This is a genomic window from Aquimarina sp. MMG015, assembly GCF_018100855.1.
In the GTDB taxonomy this organism is placed as follows: domain Bacteria; phylum Bacteroidota; class Bacteroidia; order Flavobacteriales; family Flavobacteriaceae; genus Aquimarina; species Aquimarina latercula.
Genome location: NZ_JAGJEB010000001.1, coordinates 476,230 through 498,123 on the forward strand (window position 1 = coordinate 476,230; position 21,894 = coordinate 498,123).

General features: G+C 31.3%; 16 protein-coding genes and 1 tRNA gene. 9 read left to right on the top strand and 8 right to left on the bottom strand.

All coding sequences use genetic code 11. The features are described from left to right. Positions 1 to 100 precede the first annotated feature (100 nt). Positions 101 to 1,171 (bottom strand): 4-hydroxythreonine-4-phosphate dehydrogenase PdxA, encoded by a 1,071-nt coding sequence (pdxA, locus tag J8L88_RS02065; protein ID WP_027394693.1) that lies wholly within the window; start codon positions 1,169 to 1,171, stop codon positions 101 to 103. Positions 1,172 to 1,256: 85 nt separating this feature from the next. Here pdxA and J8L88_RS02070 point away from each other — a divergent pair, with 85 nt between their 5' ends. Both J8L88_RS02070 and J8L88_RS02075 read left to right on the top strand, forming a co-directional pair. Continuing rightward, positions 1,257 to 1,844, top strand: coding sequence for a riboflavin synthase (locus J8L88_RS02070; protein WP_027394694.1), 588 nt, complete (start codon positions 1,257 to 1,259; stop codon positions 1,842 to 1,844). A gap of 15 nt (positions 1,845 to 1,859) precedes the next feature. After that, on the top strand, positions 1,860 to 2,594 hold the full coding sequence (locus tag J8L88_RS02075; protein WP_211059807.1) for a hypothetical protein: 735 nt from the start codon (positions 1,860 to 1,862) through the stop codon (positions 2,592 to 2,594). A gap of 82 nt (positions 2,595 to 2,676) precedes the next feature. Here J8L88_RS02075 and J8L88_RS02080 read toward each other — a convergent pair whose 3' ends face one another. Next, positions 2,677 to 2,850 carry a hypothetical protein gene (locus tag J8L88_RS02080; RefSeq protein WP_155839739.1) on the bottom strand — a complete coding sequence of 58 codons (174 nt, stop codon included), beginning with the start codon at positions 2,848 to 2,850 and terminating at the stop codon, positions 2,677 to 2,679. 384 nt (positions 2,851 to 3,234) lie between these two features. On the opposite strand from J8L88_RS02080, the gene J8L88_RS02085 reads away from it, so the two are divergent. Continuing rightward, positions 3,235 to 6,219: a carboxypeptidase-like regulatory domain-containing protein gene (locus J8L88_RS02085; RefSeq protein WP_211059808.1), complete on the top strand. Its 2,985-nt coding sequence runs from the start codon at positions 3,235 to 3,237 to the stop codon at positions 6,217 to 6,219. A 418-nt stretch (positions 6,220 to 6,637) separates the two neighbouring features. Then, entirely contained in the window at positions 6,638 to 9,652 is a 3,015-nt protein-coding gene (locus J8L88_RS02090) for a carboxypeptidase-like regulatory domain-containing protein (RefSeq protein WP_211059809.1), read from the top strand. 82 nt (positions 9,653 to 9,734) lie between these two features. Here J8L88_RS02090 and J8L88_RS02095 read toward each other — a convergent pair whose 3' ends face one another. Together J8L88_RS02095 and J8L88_RS02100 are read right to left on the bottom strand one after the other, a co-directional pair. Then, on the bottom strand, positions 9,735 to 11,141 hold the full coding sequence (locus J8L88_RS02095) for a serine hydrolase (protein ID WP_211059810.1): 1,407 nt from the start codon (positions 11,139 to 11,141) through the stop codon (positions 9,735 to 9,737). 19 nt (positions 11,142 to 11,160) lie between these two features. Further along, positions 11,161 to 12,126 carry an ankyrin repeat domain-containing protein gene (locus tag J8L88_RS02100; RefSeq protein WP_211059811.1) on the bottom strand — a complete coding sequence of 322 codons (966 nt, stop codon included), beginning with the start codon at positions 12,124 to 12,126 and terminating at the stop codon, positions 11,161 to 11,163. 212 nt (positions 12,127 to 12,338) lie between these two features. Here J8L88_RS02100 and J8L88_RS02105 point away from each other — a divergent pair, with 212 nt between their 5' ends. Continuing rightward, positions 12,339 to 13,412: a sensor histidine kinase gene (locus J8L88_RS02105; RefSeq protein WP_211059812.1), complete on the top strand. Its 1,074-nt coding sequence runs from the start codon at positions 12,339 to 12,341 to the stop codon at positions 13,410 to 13,412. A 3-nt stretch (positions 13,413 to 13,415) separates the two neighbouring features. Continuing rightward, entirely contained in the window at positions 13,416 to 14,129 is a 714-nt protein-coding gene (locus tag J8L88_RS02110; protein WP_211059813.1) for a LytTR family DNA-binding domain-containing protein, read from the top strand. Positions 14,130 to 14,256: 127 nt separating this feature from the next. On the opposite strand, the gene J8L88_RS02115 is transcribed toward J8L88_RS02110, so the two are convergent. Together J8L88_RS02115 and J8L88_RS02120 are read right to left on the bottom strand one after the other, a co-directional pair. Then, on the bottom strand, positions 14,257 to 17,886 hold the full coding sequence (locus J8L88_RS02115) for a M1 family aminopeptidase (RefSeq protein WP_211059814.1): 3,630 nt from the start codon (positions 17,884 to 17,886) through the stop codon (positions 14,257 to 14,259). A 13-nt stretch (positions 17,887 to 17,899) separates the two neighbouring features. Next, the gene (locus tag J8L88_RS02120) at positions 17,900 to 18,778 is read right to left on the bottom strand and encodes an ABC transporter ATP-binding protein (protein WP_211059815.1); all 879 of its coding nucleotides are present in this window, start codon (positions 18,776 to 18,778) and stop codon (positions 17,900 to 17,902) included. A gap of 207 nt (positions 18,779 to 18,985) precedes the next feature. Between J8L88_RS02120 and J8L88_RS02125 the strand changes: the two genes are divergently transcribed. Both J8L88_RS02125 and J8L88_RS02130 read left to right on the top strand, forming a co-directional pair. Beyond that, a complete protein-coding gene (locus tag J8L88_RS02125; RefSeq protein WP_211059816.1) occupies positions 18,986 to 20,011 on the top strand; it encodes a sensor histidine kinase in 1,026 nt (341 codons plus the stop codon). Then, on the top strand, positions 20,008 to 20,742 hold the full coding sequence (locus J8L88_RS02130; protein WP_247666397.1) for a LytTR family DNA-binding domain-containing protein: 735 nt from the start codon (positions 20,008 to 20,010) through the stop codon (positions 20,740 to 20,742). The genes J8L88_RS02125 and J8L88_RS02130 overlap by 4 nt, the downstream gene beginning before the upstream one ends. A gap of 61 nt (positions 20,743 to 20,803) precedes the next feature. On the opposite strand, the gene J8L88_RS02135 is transcribed toward J8L88_RS02130, so the two are convergent. Together J8L88_RS02135 and mce are read right to left on the bottom strand one after the other, a co-directional pair. Continuing rightward, a tRNA-Ile gene (locus tag J8L88_RS02135) sits at positions 20,804 to 20,877 on the bottom strand. A 56-nt stretch (positions 20,878 to 20,933) separates the two neighbouring features. After that, a complete protein-coding gene (mce, locus tag J8L88_RS02140) occupies positions 20,934 to 21,335 on the bottom strand; it encodes a methylmalonyl-CoA epimerase (RefSeq protein WP_027394701.1) in 402 nt (133 codons plus the stop codon). 115 nt (positions 21,336 to 21,450) lie between these two features. Between mce and rbfA the strand changes: the two genes are divergently transcribed. Then, positions 21,451 to 21,843 (top strand): 30S ribosome-binding factor RbfA, encoded by a 393-nt coding sequence (gene rbfA / locus J8L88_RS02145; RefSeq protein WP_027394702.1) that lies wholly within the window; start codon positions 21,451 to 21,453, stop codon positions 21,841 to 21,843. The last annotated feature ends 51 nt before the right edge of the window (positions 21,844 to 21,894 follow it).

A 21,894-nucleotide genomic window follows, 5' to 3' on the forward strand; every position in this document is an offset into this window, starting at 1 on the left:
TTATGAATGCATTTTTGTAAATAAAATTATATCAGAAAGTTAGTCTCTGACAATGTTTTAGCACTTAAGTATGGATATACTCAATTAATTTTCTTTTTAATTATTGTTCTTTGTTGCTTTTATATTGGGGTTTTCGAGGTTGTTTCTTTAATGGGTTTTTTGTTAACTCTTTGTACTCATTTCTGTTTTTGAAAATTTTCAAAGCCGCAAACACAGCCTCCTTAAACGATCCATTATCAGCTTTATTTTTTCCTGCAATTTCAAATGCAGTCCCATGATCGGGAGATGTTCGTACTTTGTGTAAACCTGCTGTATAGTTAACGCCTTTGCCAAAAGATAATGTTTTAAAAGGAATCAAACCTTGATCATGGTAAGATGCAACGATCGCATCGAATGTTTTATAACTATTTGATCCAAAAAAGCTGTCCGCTGCATAAGGTCCGTATACTAATTTACCGGACTCATTTATTTTCTTGATAGTAGGTTTTAGAATTTCTTCATCTTCTTTTCCTATGACACCATTGTCTCCACTATGAGGATTAATTCCTAAAATTGCTATTTTTGGTTTACTAATGCCAAAATCTTGTTTTAAAGTAGTGTAAATGGTATCAACTTTTTGCTCGATAAGTTTAGGAGTTATCGTATCAGCAATGTCCTTAACGGCTACATGATCTGTGAGCAAACCAACTTTTAATGTATCTGTAATCATAAACATTAAGCTGTTTCCCTCTAATTCTTTATCTAAATAATCTGTATGCCCTGGAAAATTAAAATCTTCTGATTGAATACTATGTTTGTTAATTGGAGCGGTTACAAGTACATCTATTTCATCATTTTTTAATGATTTGGTAGCTGCTTTTAGTGATTTTATAGCATAAGCTCCAATTTTTTCATCTTCTTGTCCAAAATTAATATCAACTCCTTCTTTCCAGACATTTAAGACATTTATTTTTCCATCTATAATTTGTGAAGTCTTATCAATTCCATGAAGATTAACATTAATATTATACTTCTTTTTAAGAAAAGAAAGAATTTTAACGGATGCAAAAATTACAGGAGTGCAGAAATCAAGCATTCTAGAATCTGCAAATGTCTTTAAAGCTACTTCACTTCCTATGCCGTTTAGATCACCTATTGATATACCTAATCTTATTTTTTCTTCTTTCTTCATTATAATCTACTTTATAAGTATTTTTGAAATCTAAAAAAAGATCTCAAATTTTGAGGTCACAAATTTAACTAAATAATTCGCATTTATGTTTACAGGAATCATCGAAGAATTGGGAACAGTTACTAATCTGAAAATTGATCAAGAAAATTTAGATATTACCGTTCGTGCGAATTTTACTTCAGAATTAAAAATTGACCAAAGTGTTTCCCATAATGGAGTTTGTCTTACTGTTGTTTCTATTTTAGATGACACTTATACTGTTACTGCTATTAAAGAGACTTTAGAAAAAACTAATTTAAATGATCTTACAGAAGGAAGTGTTGTGAATCTAGAAAGAGGAATGAAACTTGGGGCTAGATTAGATGGCCATATTGTTCAGGGGCATGTAGATCAAACTGCAGTTTGTAATAATATAAAAGAGGCAAATGGGAGTTGGTATTTTACTTTTGAATATGATCCTTTGCTAAATAATATCACGATCGAAAAAGGTTCTGTTACTGTTAATGGAGTTAGTTTAACAGTTGTGAATTCTAAAAAGAATGAATTTAGTGTAGCTATTATCCCGTTTACATATGAACATACTAATTTTAATACTTTTAATGTTGGTACTGTGGTAAATTTGGAGTTTGATGTTATTGGTAAATATGTGAAAAGAATTACAGAATTAGGTTAGGTAATAGTTAAGAAAATGAAGAAAAGGATTTTAATGATACTAGCTTTTTTGTCACTTCTTTCTTGTAATGAGACTAGTGAAGTTCTATATAAAGATAGTTTCGAGGCGTATTCTGTTGGAGAAACGCCAAGTGATCCTTGGGAAAAGACAGGTAATGGAATTGCTGTTATTGATGATACCAAATCGTTTAACGGAAATAAATCAGTCCATTTTGTAACGGGAGAAGGATATAATAACCGTGCTTTTTTAGGGATCAATAATATTTTTCCATTAAAAAATAATGCATACTATGGTAGTCTAAAAATGTATGTTCAAGAGGCTTCTCCTAACGGAATCCATTGGACAATGATCCAGAGTTCAGGTAAGGTAAAAAGTGAAGATTATTCTTCGGAAATTAGATATGGTGGTCAGCATAATAAAAAGTTGATGGCTAATTATGAAACACAAGGGGTAAAAAGTGATTGCTGGAAGCATTCTGATATAGAAATACCAGAAGGTAAATGGTTTACGTTACAATGGTATTTTAATGGAAATCAAGATAGAATGCGGTTATGGTTGGATGGAGAATCAATAGAATCCCTAACTGTGGTAGGTAATGGAGAAGGTTGTGTGGAAAATGATACTAATGGTCAATGGAAATTTCCGATAATGGAAAATATACTACTAGGTTGGGTTGATTATCAAACTGGAGGTGGAACAAGAAATATCTGGATTGATGACTTGATCATATCTTTGGAAAAGATAGATTAATAATTAATTTAATAAACCTATGTTGAATTATGGAATTACTCCAGTCCAATTAAAAATCTGACGTATCAATTAATGATATATTTTAACTAGCAAGAATCGTATCTATTTTTTCTACTTCATTAAACCGAAAAAGAGAGAAAGTTTCTTCATCTATCTTTAAAATTACACCTCCTAGATCTTTAACATCGGCGCACGATTTAAAATCCAATACTTTACCAAAATGTTGGCTTTTAGTATCAATTACTTTATACTGCATAATCACAAGTTTTGATTTGTATTCCCTTATATCATTATAGCTGTTCTTTCCCCAAAAAACATACCATAATGTAGTGATCCTAGGTTGTAAATCTAAGATGAGTGATTCAAATTTAAAAATTATTTTATCAGGTTTTATTAACAATATTGGTTTAATGCTTTGATTTTCAGTTTAAATCCGATCAAAATGGTATAACAATAGTTAGGATTTGGTTAATTTTTTAAATCTAAGGTTTCTTTGTTTTATCTTGGTATTAAAGTTGTGGGATAAATATAAATCTCTAAAAACTTTGATCTTATTATAGATAGATAATCGATGGGCTAACATTGTTGTTTCAATGTAATTACTAAATAAAATGGCTTTATTAATCTTAGAAATATGAATATGCGCAAATTATTATTTTTATTTTTTTTTGGGTTTCTTCCTATACTAGTTTTTTCACAATACAACATTAGGATAGAGGCTTATATAATTGATCAGCAAACAAATCAACCTATTCCATATGTGAATATAGGATTTGTTGATAATGGAATAGGAACGGTGAGTAGAGAAGATGGTTGGTTTCAGTTATTATATGACGAAGAAAGAATTCCTAAAACAGCTACCATACAGATCTCTAGTATTGGATATAAAACATTGAGTTTTTCGGCAAATAGATTTTATAATTTATTAACTAAAGACAATAAAATTTATTTAAAACCAGATGTACAAGCTCTCGAGGAAGCAGTAGTTATTGCCGATAGAAGTATTAAAGATTCCTTAGGGTATTACTCTTACAACGCTAATCTAATGGCTTACTGGAAGGATAAGCAGGCACTTGGTGGAGAAATAGGCTCATTTATAAAACTTGGAAAAAAGAGAGGTACGAAAATTCAAAAGTTAAAATTTAATATCCTTGAGAATACCGCAGATAGTTTGTTAGTGAGGGTAAATGTTTACGATGAAAAAAGAGGGAAGCCAAATAACAACCTACTTCGTAATAATATTTATCATACAATTTCTAAGAAAAGTGGAGAAGAAATCATTGATTTGTCGGCCTATAACATCAGAGTGGATGATGATTTTGTAATGTCATTAGAACTTATAAAAGTATATGGTGATGACATACAATTTGCAATAACAGCCAGTGAATATGGCAAAGCTTATTTGCGATATGTAAGTCAAGATGCTTGGAAGCGATTATATAAAAAAGGAATAGCATTTAAGGTAGAAACATCCTATTTAAAATCACAAAAAGAAACAAAAGAAAGACAGAAACCACAGCATATAACGGTGTATTGGGATGCTTCTTTATCAATGAGGAATAGAGATCTAGAAGCTGAAAAGAAAATATTAGAAAAGTATTTAACTAATTTAGAAGAGGTAAGAGTAGACTTAATTCCGTTTACAAATCGTCTTCATGATAAACAAACTTTTGATATTAGAAAGGGTAAGAGTAAAGAGTTGATAAAGGCTGTCGAAAATATTGCTTATAATGGTGCGAGTAATTTTTCAAATTTGTTTCCCGAAAACCTTGATACAGATCAATATTTGGTCTTTACTGATGGTTTAGCGACTTATGGAGGGCATCAAACGAAATATGAAGTTCCTATTTTTTACATAAACAGTAAAGATAAGGGGAATCATATTGCGCTTCAGGAGGCAAGTCAATATAGTGAAGGCTATTATCTACATCTTCCTAAAATGAGCACAACTCAGGTTCTTACATATCTATTAAAAGATAGTATTGATGTTTCTGTATACAATAAACAAAGCACGGAAGATTTTGTTTCTGGAGAAGTTTTCTCTGATCAAAGTCCAGTTCAAGGTTGTGCTGTTCGGGTAAGAGGCTCTCTGATAGAGGCTGAAACCGATGCCGACGGAAAGTTTTTAATCGATGCCAAAAGTGGAGATATTTTAGTTTTTGAGCATTTTGGTATGGTTAAAAAAGATATAACACTATCGGAAGCAAAAGATGTAAAAGTAGATTTGGTTTCTAAATATGATAGATTGGATGAAGTAAATCTACAATCTAAGAAGTCAAGCGGTGGAGAAGAAATTGTAAATAGAGGAGATCAAAAAGTAAATAAAAGAAGGTTAGGAAGTGCTAATTATGTTTTAGAACAAGAAGACTTTCCAAAGTCGGCAATTTTTTTATCTGATATTATTCGAGGTAGATTCCCTGGTGTTCAGGTGATTGGAGATGGAGACCGAGTAGTATATCGAATACGAGGTAGAAGGTCTATTAATTTAGAAATTCCACCCTTATTTGTGGTAGATGGTGTTCAGTATACAAGACCTCCGGAGTTTTTACAACCTTTTATTATTAAAAGTATTTCTGTAATTAGTGGTATGTCTGGTACTGTAAGGTATGGTGCTTTGGGAGCAGGAGGTGTTTTTATTATAGAAACCAAACTAAATTCTCCCGATTTTGGTCCAGATGATGAAGCAAATTCTTTATTAGTAAAAGGAAATGATTATAATGAATCAGTGCTTTTATTAGATGAGAATAAGAATAAGCCAGCATATCTGAACGATTTATGGAATAGTGCAACGTACAATGAAGCGCTAGCTTCGTATTACGAATTAAGAGATACTTATTTTACTGATATTTCATTTTATCTTCAGACAGCAGAATATTTTACTATGTGGAATGAAGACTTTTCTAAAGAAGTGTTGTCTAATATAGCCGAGATAGGGAATCATAATTACAAAGCAATGCGTGCATTGGCGTTTAAGCTAGAGGAAACAAAACAGGTGGATAAAGCCTTGCTAGTTTATGAGAAGTTACGAGAACTAAAGCCTAATTATGCACAATCATATTTGGATCTGGCCAGAATTTATACAGAAAATGCAAATTATGTAGAGGCTTTTGATCTGTATAAAGAAATGCTTGCCAATAAGAATGATAATGTAAAGTTTGATGGTGTTTGGAAGCAATTAACTTCACAGCTACAGAGTTTTATGAATAATCATAGAGCTCAGGTATCTTACACAGATATTCCTGAAGCGTATTTGAGAGTTAAAAGTTCTCCAGTTCGAATTGTTTTTGATTGGAATGATCCTAATGCGGCTTTCGAACTTCAGTTTGTAAATCCTGAAAATAAATATTTTAAATGGTCTCATTATTATGAAAACCAACCGGAAGAACTATTAAAAGAGCTAGAACAAGGAATTACTTCTAAAGAGTTTATACTGGATAAAAAATTTCAGGGAGAGTGGATTGTAAATATCAAATATTTGGGAGAAGTCACTTCATCTTTAAATCCTGCGGTAATGAAGTATACTATTTATCATAATTATGGATTACCAGAAGAGCGTAAAGAATTGAAGTTTATTAAATTATATGATCAAAAAGAAAAAGTAAGCCTAGATAGGTTTGAGATATAATCAATGATATTATTGAAATTATCGATTAATAAAAAAGCTCTGGTATTTACCGGAGCTTTTTTATTTTAAGAAATTAAACTTGATATTCTTTTCGTATTTTCTTAAAAATATAGCGGTGTAAAACAACAACAAATCTTTAGGTTATAAAATGGGTTGTAGCCAGCATTTTTGGATTAACATATTAGTAGAAATTCCAATGGTGTTAGCCAAAGATTTTTTAATTATTCCTTTACAGTAAAAAAAATCAAAATGGAAGTTTTCCCCCTCAATTTTGGTATTATAATTGATGCTATTTAATAGTTCTTGTATGGACAAATTTGGGGGGCAAAACCTATGGGCAAAAACTGTATTCCTAGCATGTCAATTTGAAGAAGAGGTTTTGTAGAATCCGTATTAATAATTTCTAAAATGATATTATATGAATTTACACAAATTACTATTTTTTTTCAGTTTAATTTTATTACCAATTACCCTTTCTGCTCAATATAATATACGAGTAGATGCATATGTAATAGATCAATTTTCTAATAAACCTATACCTTATACAAATGTAGGGTTCATTGATCAAGGGATCGGAACAGTAACCAAGAAAGATGGTTCTTTCAGTCTTTTCTATGATGAATTAAGTATTAAAAAGACGGGGATTATTAAGTTTTCTAAGATAGGATATCAAACACTAACATTCTCTGCAGGTGAGTTTTATAATTTGCTTACTAAAAACAATAAAATATCCTTAAAACCAAACCCTAAGTCTTTAGAGGGAAAAGAAAAAAAGTTTTCGGGGAAATATCAAATCAACACCATAGGATGTAATACAGATCAATTTAACCATAAATTATCATGGAATAATAATCAACCACTAGGGAGCGAAATAGCTTCTTTGATTAAGTTAGGTCAAAAAAATGTGCAAATTCATAAAGTAAGGTTTAATATTTTGAAAAATGCATCAGATAGTATTTTGGTAAGAGTTAATATTTACAATGAAAGATTAGGAAAACCAAACAAGAATGTACTGCACAAGAATATTTATCACACTATTTCTGTCAAAGAAGGTGAAGAAATAATTGATTTATCTCCATACAATATTACGTTACAAAATGATTTTGCTATTGCATTAGAATTAGTTGAAGTATATGGAGATGTAGTTGATTTTCAAATAGGAAGTAGTGATTATGGTAAAGTATATTCTAGAGCTATTAACCAAAGTAAATGGAGGCAGGTTTACGAGTCAGGAGAGGCTTTTTCAATAGAAACGGTAGATCTTATATCGGAAAATATTGGTATGAAAAGACAGCAACCGGATCATATTACTATTTATTGGGACACTTCACTTTCTATGCAAAATAGAAATTTGGATGAAGAAAAAACCTTATTACAAGAATATTTATCATCGGTTGGTAATATAAAGGTAGACCTTATTCCCTTTTCAAATCATTTACAAAAACAGCAAACATTTAAGATAATAGAAGGAAGGAGTGAGAAGATTTTATCAGCTATAGAAAATTTACCATATAATGGTGCAAGCAATTTTTCAGAACTCTTTTTAAATGAGAAATCTACCGATATGTATTTTGTTTTTACAGATGGATTAGCAACATATGGGGAGCATGAATTTAACTATACAACACCAATTTTTTTCGTAAATAGTAAACAAGAAGGAGATCATATCACATTACAGCGAACAGGTAGGTATAGTAATGGTTTTTACATTCATTTATCAAAAAATAGTCTCTCTGATGCTCTTAAACATTTGCAGTTTCATACAAAAGATGCGTTTGTCTATGATGAGAAATGGAATACAGTAGAGCTTATTTCGAGTAAAGTTTTTGATAATGAAAACCCAGTTCAGGGATGTACAGTTCGTGTAAAAGGAAGCTTTGTAGAAACAGAAACCAATGCTAATGGCGAATTTAGTATTGATGCAGAACAAGATGATGTTTTAGTTTTTGAACATTTCGGAATGAAGACAAAAGAGATGTCTGTAGAGGATACGAAGAAATCAATAGTACAGCTAACAGCCAGATACGATAAACTTGATCAGGTTGATATTTCATCCAAATCAGATAAAAATAAGGTTACTGAGAAAAGGAAAAGATTAATTAATGCAACTAAAACTTTAACTAATGATGAGTTTCCCGAATCAGCAATTTTTCTTTCGGATCTTATCAGAGGTAGGTTTCCTGGAGTATCTGTAAATGGAACAGGAGATTTGGCAAGATATACCGTAAGAGGTCCAAACTCTCTAGGTCAAAATCGTGGAGCAAGGCCTTCTTTGGGTCCAGGTGCACAGTTTATTCCTGGAGTTGATCCTCTTTTTATAGTTGATGGAATTCCATTTCGTCAACCACCAAATTTTATACAACCATTTCAGATTAAAAGTATATCATTAATAGCAGGTTTACAGGGATCAATTATATACGGGACTGATGGTGCTGGAGGTGTTATCGTAATTGAAACTAAAGTAGGCTCATTAGAGTTTTATAAAAAACAACAGGATACTTTATTAGTAAAAGGAAACGACTATAATGAGTCAGTACTGTTGCTAGATATTAGTCATAATAGACCTGAATATTTAAGTGAATTATGGGATAGTACTTCATATCAGGAAGCATTAGCGTCTTATTATAAACTAAAAGAAGAATATGCTTTTAAAGTTCCTTTTTATATCTATGCATCAGAGTATTTTATGCGGTGGGATAAAAAGTTTTCTGAAGAGGTTTTATCCAATCTTGCCGAAGTAGGAAACGATAATTATAAAGCAATACGATCTTTAGCATTTAAATTAGAAGAAATGCAGCAAATAGATAAGGCGTTATGGTTTTATGAAAAATTAATAAAACTTAAACCTGGATACGCACAATCGTATTTGGACCTAGCACGAGTGTATACGGAAAATAAGAAATATACAAAAGCTCTTGATATGTACGAAGAAATGTTAGCTAATAAACATGATCGTGCAGAGTTTGATGGTGTGTCGAAACAATTGATATCACAATTCCGTAACTTTCTGAACAACCATAGGTCGGAAATCGTATATGAAGATATTCCGAAAGATTACCTGAAGGTACATAGCGTTCCTGCAAGAATTGTTTTTGATTGGAATGATCCAAAAGCATCTTTCGAGCTTCAATTTGTGAATCCAGATAATAAGTATTTTAAATGGTCACACAATTATGAGGATCAACCCAAAGAACTTTTAAAAGAATTAGAACAAGGTATCGTTTCTAAAGAATTTGTTTTAGATAAAACATTTAAGGGTCAATGGACTGTTAATATTAAGTGTCTTAATGAAAACATTTCTGAAATGAATCCAGTTTTTATGAAGTATACTATTTATCATAATTATGGATTACCAGAAGAACGTAAAGAAGTAAAGTTTATTAAGCTCTATAATCAACAAGAAAAAGTAAGCTTGGATAAGTTTGAGATTTAATCAAAGTTTATCTTAGCTTCTAGAATATATTTAAAAAAGTCCTAGCACGCTAGGACTTTTTTGGTAGTTATTGAGATAATTCTTAAAGAGTTTTAAAAGTAGCTATTGGCTTTTCTTCTACTGGATTTACTGATTGTCTATTAAAATAAGTGTACAATCTACCTTCTAGGAACTCTTTTTCTAGAAGACTTAGATATAAAAGACCATATGGTGTGGCTAATGTATAATGATCTTTGCTGCCTAAATAATAAATAGGATTGGATTTTAAAAAGTTGTCATTTGTAGTCTCTAATAATCCGTTTTTTTGATCAAACGAAAGAGTTCCTTTAAATTCTTTTGAACCTTTATTAGAGTTAAAAGTTAACTCGACTTTTTGATTTTTTATTCGTAGAAGTGAATTTGTTTTGTGATGCTCTCTCACGATTTGAGCAAATATATGTGCGGTTTCTTCAATAAGAACTTGACAACTGGTATTTACCATCAGGGAAATACTTACATTTTCTTCTGGAAAATAGGCAACTACAGTTCTAGCACCTAACCAATTGCCAGCATGTTCAATAACTTTGTTTCCAAAAGGATCAATTGAGGTGCGCCAAGCAATTCCTACATTGGTTTTTGTCCCATTTAGTAATTGATGACTTTTAAACATTTCTGCAACCACAGCTTCTGAAATGAAATCAGTGCTGTATGCATTCATCATTTTTACTAAATCTATAGAGGTGCTTCTAAAACTAGCTCCAGGAATTTTATAACTTCCGTTAGTAATTCTCTCCTCGCGTAATTGATTCTTTTTTATATAATATAATTGTGCATCTTTTTTAGATAGCATATTTATATTTTCAGCTTTGGTGTTAACCATTTTTAAAGGATCGAATATATATTTTTGCATATACTCCAAGTAGCTTTTTCCTGATGCACCTTCAATAACTGCTGCTAATAAATTATAAGCGTGCGTGGAATATTTATAATCCGTATCAGGTGGAAAAAGAAGCGGAGCCTTCATTAATTCTACCGTTTCCCTAATAGAAGTGTATTGTTTTTTTTTATACCGATTTCCTTTTGGACGGTGCTCTAATCCAGAAGTGTGCCCTGCTAGTTGACGTGTAGTCAAGTTTTTATAAGGTTCTTTTATGTAGGGGATATATGTTTTTACTGGAGCATCAAAATCTAATTTCCCTTCTGATGCCAAACGGCCCAATGCAGTGGCCGTTATGACTTTGGCTACAGATGCTGTACGTACTCGTATAGTTGGTTCCATTTTAATACCCTCTTCAATATTTGCGTAGCCAAATCCATCTGCATATATCAGGTCTCCATTTTTACTAATGGCAATTGACATTCCTGCAGCATGGGTTTGTGCTAAAAAGGCTTTTGCTAAAGTTTCAATTTTAGAATTTACCGAATTTGAAAGTTTACTGCTGTTGTTTTGAGCCCGTACAACAAAAGTTGAAAATAATAATAGTAAAAAGTAGATATATATTGTTTTCATTAGTATGTAAATTATGAATTTATCGTACCGCTCCTTTGTCTACTAAATAACTAATAACCTCTTGATGATTTCCTCTCTTAGCCATTTTTAAAGCACTTCTTTTTTCGGATAGTATAGAGTAACTGTCTCGTACAGATTTATTTATATCAGCACCTTTATCAACTAGGAATTTTACTGTTTCTAAATGTCCATTCCACGCGGCTCCGATAAGAGGTGTTTCATCTCCAGAAACAAAAGCATTTACATCGGCACCTTTGTTTACCAAGAACTTAACGATTTCTAAATGGCCTCTTTTAGAAGCTACGATTAATGGATTTCCATCGCGATCACTTTTTTTATTCACGTCGGCACCAAGAGATACCAAAGCTTCTACCATCGCAAGATCTCCTTTGACTGACGCTTGTATCAAAGCAGTACCATCACCAATAGTTTCTTTATCAATATCTCCATTAGATGAAAGCAGTAGTTTTAAGATTTCGATATTTCCTGAAGCTCCTGCTAATTGAATTGGATTGCCATCTCCTTCTACTTCGCTATTGGGGTTAGCGCCTTCTTTTAAAAACAGTTTTACAATTTCGCTATTATTTCCTTTTATGGCGGACATTAATGGAGTTCCATCACCACTAATTTTTTGGTTTACGTCGGCTCCTTTTGTGATCAAGTATTTTGAGAATTCAAAATGACTGTTTTGCGCAGCAATCATAAGTGCACTTGCATCATTTTTATATCTATAAGAGGTTTTAGCTCCTGCGCTAAAAAGCAGTTTCGCGATAGGTAGATTCCCGTTTAAAGATGCCATTCCTAATGGAGTTCTTGGTTGTATTAATCCTTTATATGTACAATTGGGATTAACAGTTTTTAAAAGCTGTTCGACTTTGTTTTTATCATTACTTTTAACTGCTTTTAGGAGATCTTCGCAAGTTTGAGATTTTGCAGATATACTGCTAATAAATAAGATGATCAAAAATGTAATTAAAGTTTTCATAAGTATTCGTTTTATTTTGATTATAAACCAAAAGTATTGGTTAAAAGACCACATAAAATATTAAATAGACGAACTGATGTTTTCTGCAAATAGAAACTTGATTAAGAAGGGGTGTTATATTGATCAGTTGGAAACAGCTTTCTATACGGAGTTATTCAGTGTTAGGAGTTTTGTGCTCTATTACGCATCATTAATATGTATTTTTATGGTGTATGAAAAACAATAATTCATTTTTGGATAATGTTCTACAGAATAGAGTTCTTTCGCATATACTGTTTTGGTGTTCTTTTCTAGTGATATTTACAATATTAGGAGTTTTGGATTCAGGAACTTTTAAACCTAATGCGCTAAGCAATTTGGCAATGTTACCCTCGCAAATTGCCGCAGCTTATTTTCTTAATTATTATCAGTTACCTAAACTTCTTTTAAAAAAGCGATACTTTTTATTTTTTGTATCCATTTTTTTAAGTGTATATTTTCTATCTGCTTTTGCAAGGTTTAATGTAGTTCATATTGTAGAACCCTTTTTTAGAGAAAATTTTGAACAAGAAACTATTAAAGAAATCTTGCTAGATTTTATCTATATATTTTCTGTATACTGTCCTGCAGTGTATACATATGCCCTTATCATGATAGCTGTTAAAGCTATTAAAACTCGATTCGAAGAGAAACATCAAATAGAAATATTGCAGAAAGAAAAAGCTACGAGTGAATTGAAATTCTTAAAGGCGCAAATTCAACCACATTTTTTATTTAATACACTTAATAATTTATATGCGCTTACATTGGCAAAATCAGATTTAGCACCAAAAGTAGTTTTGAAACTATCAGAATTACTTGATTTTATTTTATATCAAAGTGATCAGGCAAGTATCTCGATTGAAAAAGAAATTGAACTAATACAAGGTTTTATAGATCTAGAATCCCTACGGTATGGTAATGCACTGGATGTTTCGTTTGAAAAGAGAGTAGATGATCTGAATACTCAAATAGCACCCTTGGTTCTATTACCGCTTATAGAAAATGCATTCAAGCATGGAGTGAGCAGCGATCCTAAGAACGCCAAAATACATATTGATTTATTAGTTTCTGGTAATAGTATAAAGTTTAAAGTATTTAATACAAAACTTAATGATTCAGTAAAACAAGTAACGAATACAAAATCAGGAATTGGAACTAGTAACCTTAAACGCCAATTAGAAATTAATTATCCTAACAAGTATACATTAGAAATAGATGAGAAACAGGATAGTTATTTTGTAGAATTATTGATAGATTTGAGTTAGACCATGAAAAAAATAAGATGTATAGCTATTGATGATGAACCTCTAGCGCTCGAAGTAATACAAGCTCATTTAAAGCAAATTCCTGATGCAGAACTTGTAGCAAGTTATACGGATCCTATTGAAGCTTTTGATAAGCTTAAAGATTCAACAATTGATCTTATTTTTTTGGATATTGAAATGCCTTTATTGTCTGGTTTAGATTTTGTTAAATCACTTAAGAACCCACCGAAAATTATTTTCACAACGGCATATCGTAACTATGCTATTGAAAGTTATGAACTGCTGGATGTAGTAGATTATTTATTGAAGCCAATTTCATTTATGCGTTTTTTTAAAGCTATCAACAAATACAAAGCATTAGTTAATACTGTAGTTATAAGAGAAGAAATTAAGGAATCTGCAATTACTAATGATCATCTATACGTGAATTCTAATAAGAAGTTTATTAAAATTAATTTTGAAGAAATACTTTATATTGAAAGTATTAAAGATTACGTAAGAATCCACTTGAAAGATGCCTCTATTATGACAAAGGATTCGATTACTAATTTTAAACTTAAATTGCCTGATAATTTTTTAAGAATACATCGTTCATTTATCGTTAATATTATAAAAGTAACAGCTTTTACTAAGGTTGATGTAGAGATCGGGGATAAAGAAATTCCTATTGGAGCAAGTTATAAGGAATATGTTATGAGTTTTCTTTCTAGTAATTAATACTTTTTAAAAGGGTAAATCAAGATTGTCATTTTTGCTTATCGCTTTTTATAAAAAAGCTGCTCTTAATAAAAGAAACAGCTTTGTGCGAAGCTTGCTTGGGCTTAAATTAAGTATTCCAAGATGCTTACTTACTTTCTTCTATCTGATATGTATTATCATCAATATTTAGCTCAATTAATAATCTTTTGGGATCGATTACTGCTTCTAGAGGAAGTTGATCTACCTCTAAAGTAAGGCTCTTTTCTTCTGTGTCGATTAATACTCGTTTAGAAATTAGAAACTCGTTTTTATCTTCAGAAAACAAACCTATATTTACCCAATTGTGTGGGTTAACTTTATATTTTTTACCTAGACTATCTACTTTTATTTTTGAAGCATTGATAGTTAAAGTTACTTCATAGTTTCCATTATGTAATGTTTTATAAGTAGCCTTTTTTATACTATAATCATACAATGTAATTTCTTTAAACCAGTCCGTTAGAAGAAACTGCAAATCGTTCGGGATTTTTGGCTGTAAATAGGTTATGAAATCTAAGGTAGTTGGATAGGGTGCTCCTTTGTATTTATAAGCATTTAAAAATTCCTTTAAAGCTTCGTTTACTTTTTCCTCGCCGATGTAGTCTTGCAATGCATATAAAACTAAACTCCCCTTACCATAATGAATATATCCTTGATCTTTAACTTTTATGAGTGGTACTTCTTTTTGTGTTTCATTACTTCTACCAGTTAAATATCTTTCGAAATCGTATGCTAAAAGTTTCTTCATTTTTAAATCATCTTTGAGCTCATTTTTCATCACCATTAATGCTGAATATTCAGCGAAACTTTCGGATAACATAGTCGCTCCTTCTATATTAGCACCAATTACTTGGTGTGCCCAATATTGATGTGCCATTTCATGTGCAATAATCGAATAGATAACATTATTATCGTTTTTGTTGGTGAGATTAGTGATAAATCCGCCTCCTTCAGTATATGGCATTGTCCCCGGAAAAGCTTGTGCAAAATTGTAGTATTTAGGGATTTCTACAATTCTGGCTTGTTTATGAAAATAAGGGCCAAAGTTCTTAGTATAGTACTTCAGTGATTTTTCTACGGCATCTTGCATTATAGAAATATTGTATGCGTGAGATTTGTGATAATATACTTCTACATCAATATCATTCCATTTTTTCTTTGCGACCTCATATCTTGCCGACATAAAGTTGGTGAAATTGATAGATTGATGATCATTTTTGTAATGATAATAAACTCTACCGTCCGCAGTCCATTGTTTGATTAAAGAACCAGGTGAAATAGCTGTTTGATCAGCTGTAGTCGAAATAATGGTTTCTATGTCTACCCAATCGGATGCTTTTCTGGTGATGTAATTTTCTTGCAGGTTTTCAGCATCTTTTTCTTCTAATGTAGTTGTTGATTTTCGTGGTTTTAACCCTGCTTGTTTTCTATCATTTTCATTCATTAATTCATTATAAGGTTCGTATCCTGTGGATGGTAATATATGCGTAGAATCAAAGAAGGTTCCGTTTTCTACAACTCTGATATTAGAAATGTTATTCTCGAATCCGTGACTTATATATTCCGTATCTACGATAATATCCATTCTGGCATTCGGAGCTAAAGGAGTTTTTAGTTTAAAAATTTGATACCCTAATTCTTCATCATTGAGGACTAGTTTTGAATTTGGGATGGTCAATTTTTTTATCCAATTTGACTTCTGTAAGTCAACGTTTTCATTCCCCTCTCCTAAGAAATAATACAATGAATAATGAAGAGCATCGATAGGAGAGTCACTTTTATTCTCAATCGTTATTATTGATTTAGATATTACATTTCTTTCATTCGGATAGATATCGATATTATACTGTATTGCGACGTTTTTGGGTTGTACAAGGTGTTCATACTTTTTATATTTTCTTTCATACGATTCTTGCATTTTTTTAATCTCGTTAGTAGTATGGTACGTATTCAGAATTTGGGTGTTATAGTATACAAAACTAGCTGTTATCCCAAATAAGAAAGTGCAAATAAAGAGAGTTAGAACGTAGTTCTTAGTAACATGCTTTTTAGCAGATTTAAGTCTGTTTTTGGTTCCTTTTATAACACCTCTATTCCAAAATAAACTTGCAATAGTAACCGATAGGATTCCAAAAAGAATCCAGTATGCATTAAACCAGTTTTTAGCGGTTAACACCCGACTAAATCCATTCATATCAGAATATGTATAGGTTGGTGAAAATCCAAGATTTACCATATAGGATTTAATTCCTAGAATATCGATAACTAAAAATTCAATTAAAAAGATGAGTAATATGGATACGAAATACGTCAAATACTTATTATTTATAAATATTTGAAGGCTTATTAGGATGCACGACCAAATAACATATGTTGGTAATCCTGCATATAAAAAATCTTGTAGGTAAACAGTTATTTCTGGATTAGTATATCCGTTAAATAGTTGATATACAATAGAGATTATAATTAGTAAGATATCAAACAAAAGACTAATCGTAATTAGCGAGCTAATTTTAGCTAAAAGGATAGTTAACGATATGTGAGGTGTGCTATCAATTACTTCACTAATACTATTTTTTCGTTCTCTCCATACCAATTCACCACTAAAAAAGACCAATAGTATCATTCCCATAATCATGCTGATAGGTCGATTAAAAGCTAGCATCTTGCTAGTTACATGATAAGATTGTAATCCGTAATATTCAAATCCGTTTATTAGTTTATTTATTAAGATAAGTACTCCAAAAAACAGTAATATTTTGAAGGTGCTACTTTTTAGAATCGTGTAAAGATTACTCTTTAAAAAACTAACAAATTGTAACCAAGAGGTGTGAAAATTAAAACTGCTATTTATTTTAGGAAGGTAAAGTATCTGTGTCGACGTATTACGTATAACATGCTTCTTTGATTTTTTTATTTTTTGTTGTTTCTGAACAAACGAAAAAGAAGAATAAGAAACCATTAGCGTCGCTATCCCGATGCTTACCCAAAGTAATCTATTAATGAGTAACCATCCAGAGAAAGATACTACTTGCGTATTTTTCTCTATTGGAGTAAAGTATTTGGTATCTATCGTATATGCTCTTAAGCCAATCATATCTGTTATCGCAGCTAATCCTTCTGTACTAATATCGTTTATGAATGTACCAGAAAGTAAATAGAAAACTATAATGATAATGGTAGCAATAAATGAAATGATTGTGCTTTTCCATTTGGTAGCAATAGCAAAAATGATCGCACCAGAAACAAACATATTCGGCAGAACAAACAATAAGAAGTTATTGATAAATGTTTTGGGTTGTAAGGCGCTGATTGTTTTAGCGTTTTCAATTCCAGCTTCCAAACCTATTTCTGTAACTATAGAGAATCCTAAAAACACGCCTAATAAAGGTAGAGTAGCTAAAACTAAGCCCCCAAAAAACCTACCAAAATAATAACTTGCTTTATGTATGGACGTGCTAAATAAGATCCCTGCGAAGTTGTTTTGATAATCTTTTAAAGCTGCATTGTTAAAATAAGCGGTTGCAATTAGTAGTGCTATAATACATAAGTTGGCGGTATACATACTAACGACATATGGCGCATTTTTAAAAACGTTTCCGGTAGCACCTCCAAAAGTAATATCTAAGTTTATCGTACCAGCAGCCGATATAATAGTAAAAATGACTAAGAATATATAAATCATAGGTCTTTTAAGGCCCGTTATGACTTCCTTTATAAAGAATGTTTTAAACATAATTGTAGATTTTTTAATTACTTTTTATGGTATTGATCTTTGCAAAAAACACATCCTCTAATGTTGGGTTTACTTGTAGAAATCCTTCAGAAGGTTTTTCGTCACTTAATACGTGGATTAGCGGGTTGCCTCCAACCATTTTATTTGATATTACGGTATGTGTATTTTTGTAACTTTCTAGTTCATTCCGATTAATGAGCTTTTGCCAAACTTTATTATGCAGTTCGTCAATAACCTGTTGAGGTTTGCCTTTGCAAATGATCTTACCAGTATTCATGATTGCCATGTTCTGACACAGTTCTCTAACGTCTTCTACAATATGGGTGGATAGTATGACAATGACATCATTGGCAACATCCGCTAAAAGATTATGAAATCTATTTCTTTCTCCAGGATCTAAACCAGCCGTGGGTTCGTCGACAATAATTAGTTTTGGGTTGCCGATTAATGCTTGAGCAATACCTATCCTTTGTTTCATTCCTCCAGAAAACCCTTTCACTTCTTTATTACGTTTTTCATATAGATTTACTTTTTGTAATAAATAGTTTACCAGTTCTTTTCGTTCTTTTTTTACAGACACGCCTTTTAATATGGCCATATGATCTAACAACTGTTTAGCGGTAATTTTTGGATACACGCCAAACTCTTGTGGTAAATACCCTAAGACTTTTCTTAGTGCTATTGGATCTTTTATTATGTTTATTTCTCCCAGAAAAGCAGAACCGCTGTCGATTTCTTGTAATGTGGATAAGGTTCTCATTAATGATGATTTTCCCGCGCCATTGGGGCCTAATAAACCAAACATACCACTAGGTATTTCTAATGAGAGATTATCTAAAGCTTTGACTCCGTTAGCGTATGTTTTATTTAGATTGTTGAGTATTAGATTCATTTTGTTCCGTTTTGATTATGAAACAAATAAATTCTAATTGGAGATTTCTAGCTATTTAATTTATCGAACTCCTCTTTTTATTTGGTAAAAAGCCGGTAATTATCGATCAACTAAGTTCGTTTATAAAAACTACATGTTCATGAGTGAATTTTGGCTTTTCATTGATTTGAATAGGTTGTTCACTTAGTGAATTCATATTTTTGTTATATGATGACTACACATAAAAAGCGTTTTGTGATACATCTAGTAATATTATTGAGTGTTGCTATTATATTATCCATGCTGATGTTTTTTTCCTCAAAAGAAGATATTTCGCTGAATGCTTTACCTGGGTTTTTTCTGCAAACTTCATCAAGTATTTTTCTTTTATTAGCGCCGCCAGCTTATTTCAATATTTATTGGTTGATTCCAAATTTTCTTGTCAAAAAAAAGTATCTGATTTACACAATCATTGTTGTTGCTTTAGTCGTAGTTTGGGGATATATCTTAGGAATTGGAGAACCTTGGATAGATCGAAATTGGTTTAATGAGCCTAATGAAAAACCTAATTATGGAGTAGGTGTCATAGGAATTGTCTTATTGTTAATCATAACTACATTGCTGCATATCTCATATCGATGGTTTATTCAATTATCTACAATTAAACAAATAGAGAATGATCAATTGCATTTAGAACTGTCATCTTTAAAAAATCAAATCAATCCCCATTTTTTCTTTAATACGCTTAATAATTTATATGCGTTGTCTTTGGAGAAATCAGATCAAACACCTTCTGTTATTTTGAAGTTGTCAGAAATGATGAGGTATACAATTTATGATTGTAAAGAACAGGAAGTTTCATTAGAGGGAGAATTAACGTATATAGAAAATTTTATTGCGTTGCAGAAAGTGAGACACCATAAAAGAGGAGTGATTACTTTAAAAAATGATATTGATAATACTAATATTAAAATTGCTCCTATGATTTTAATTGTATTTATTGAGAATGCCTTTAAGCATGGATTTGATTTACTAGATAAAGAGGCGTTTATTAATATAAGTTTAAAAAATGAAGATAATATACTTCAATTTTACATTGAAAATAATTTTAGCAATAGTACAGAAAAACATGAAAAAGGAATAGGTCTTGAAAATGTAAAAAGAAGATTGGCGTTAATTTATCCTGATACTCATGAGCTTAAAATTGTTAAAAATGAAACGCTATTTAGTGTAGACCTAAAATTATATGTATGATGAAATGTTTAATAGTAGATGATGAACCACTTGCACATCGAGTCATTAATAATTACTGCGATAATCTTTCGTTTATAGAGATAGAAAAAGAGTGCTATTCTGCCTTTGAGGCAATTAATTATTTAAATGAAAATCAAGTTGATTTAATATTTTTAGATATAAACATGCCAAAATTAAAAGGTTTAGATTTTTTAAGAACGTTAGACAATCCTCCTTTGATTATTATTACTTCAGCATATCAGGAATATGCCATGGAAGGGTATGAACTAGCTATTCAGGATTATTTGCTTAAACCTTTTAGTTTTGAACGTTTTTTAAAAGCTGTTAATAAAGCGGCTCAGCAACAAAAATTACTAGAGGGATCTAAAAAGAAAAGTGAATTGGAGATTACTACGAAAGCTTCATCTAACTCTGCAAGTAATCATCAAGAAAGTATATTTATTAAAGGAGATAAGAAAACGCATCAAGTAGCACTAGATGGTATTTTATACTTGGAGAGTATCGGTAGTTATGTGAAAATTCATTTGAAAGATAAAACCATTGTTTCGTTAGATAGATTGACAAATTTTGAAAATAAACTTCCTAATAATCTTTTTATAAGAATTCATCGTTCCTATATAATCGCTGTTGGAAAAATTAATTTCATCGAAGGTAATCGTGTGAAAATTAATGATGTATTTATTCCTGTCGGGAGTGTTTATAAACAAAACTTGACTAAGTTTTTAAAATAAGCTTGATTAGATTTTACTGCATTAAACAAAAAAAGCCCTAGTTTTCACTAAGGCTTTTCGGTGGTCCCACTTGGGCTCGAACCAAGGACCCCCTGATTATGAGTCAGGTGCTCTAACCAGCTGAGCTATGGGACCTAAAACGGAGGGCAAATTTAAGTAATTGCATCAAACACGCCAAACATTTTTTTAATTTAATTTATCTCTTGGCAAAGCTCTACCAAAACACCATTCGTAGTTTTTGGATGTATAAAGGCAACCAGCTTATTATCAGCTCCTTTTTTAGGAGTTTTATTGATTAGTTGAAACCCTTCTTTTTCTAATCTTTCTAATTCTTTTTCGATATCATCTACGTCAAAAGCAATATGATGTATCCCTTCTCCCTTTTTAGAAATAAATTTTCCAATAGGTCCATCTTCTTTAGTACTTGCAACGAGCTCGATTTTATTTTCACCTACTTTAAAAAAAGAAGTAATAACAGATTCACTTTCTACTATTTCTTGTTTGTAAGGAGCAACGCCCAATAATTGTTCATATAAACTGTTCGATTGATCAATATCTTTTACAGCAATTCCGATGTGTTCTATTTTATTAATATGATTCATGAGATGTTGTTATAACTTTGGAAGTAAAAGTACAAAATAGGTATAAGCAAAGGATTTTATAGCAAAAGAAAATCAAAGCATCACATATTTAGCTATTTTTGCAGTTATGGAAACAAATAGACAGAAAAAAATAGGTGGAGTATTACAGCGTGATGTTGCTGATGTAATACAACATGCATTGCGTGAAGCTGGAGTACAGGGGATTTTAGTTTCTGTTACTAAAGTAAGTGTTACGACTGATTTATCGATCGCTAAGGTATATATGAGTGTTTTTCCGCATAACGAAGGAGAGAAAGTTTTACAGGAAGTGAATGCAGTAAAATCACAAATAAAACATCAAGTAGCACAGCGAACAAAAAATCAACTTCGTCGTATGCCAGAATTATCCTATTATATAGATGATTCTTTAGAGTATATTGATAATATCGATAAAGCAATAAAAGGAAAAGAAAACCCATTAGAGAATCCAGATTTATTGCCACGTCGCAAGAAGAAGTAAAACTTTATCGTTATTGCAAAATAAAAGTACACCATTATTCTATTATCTTTA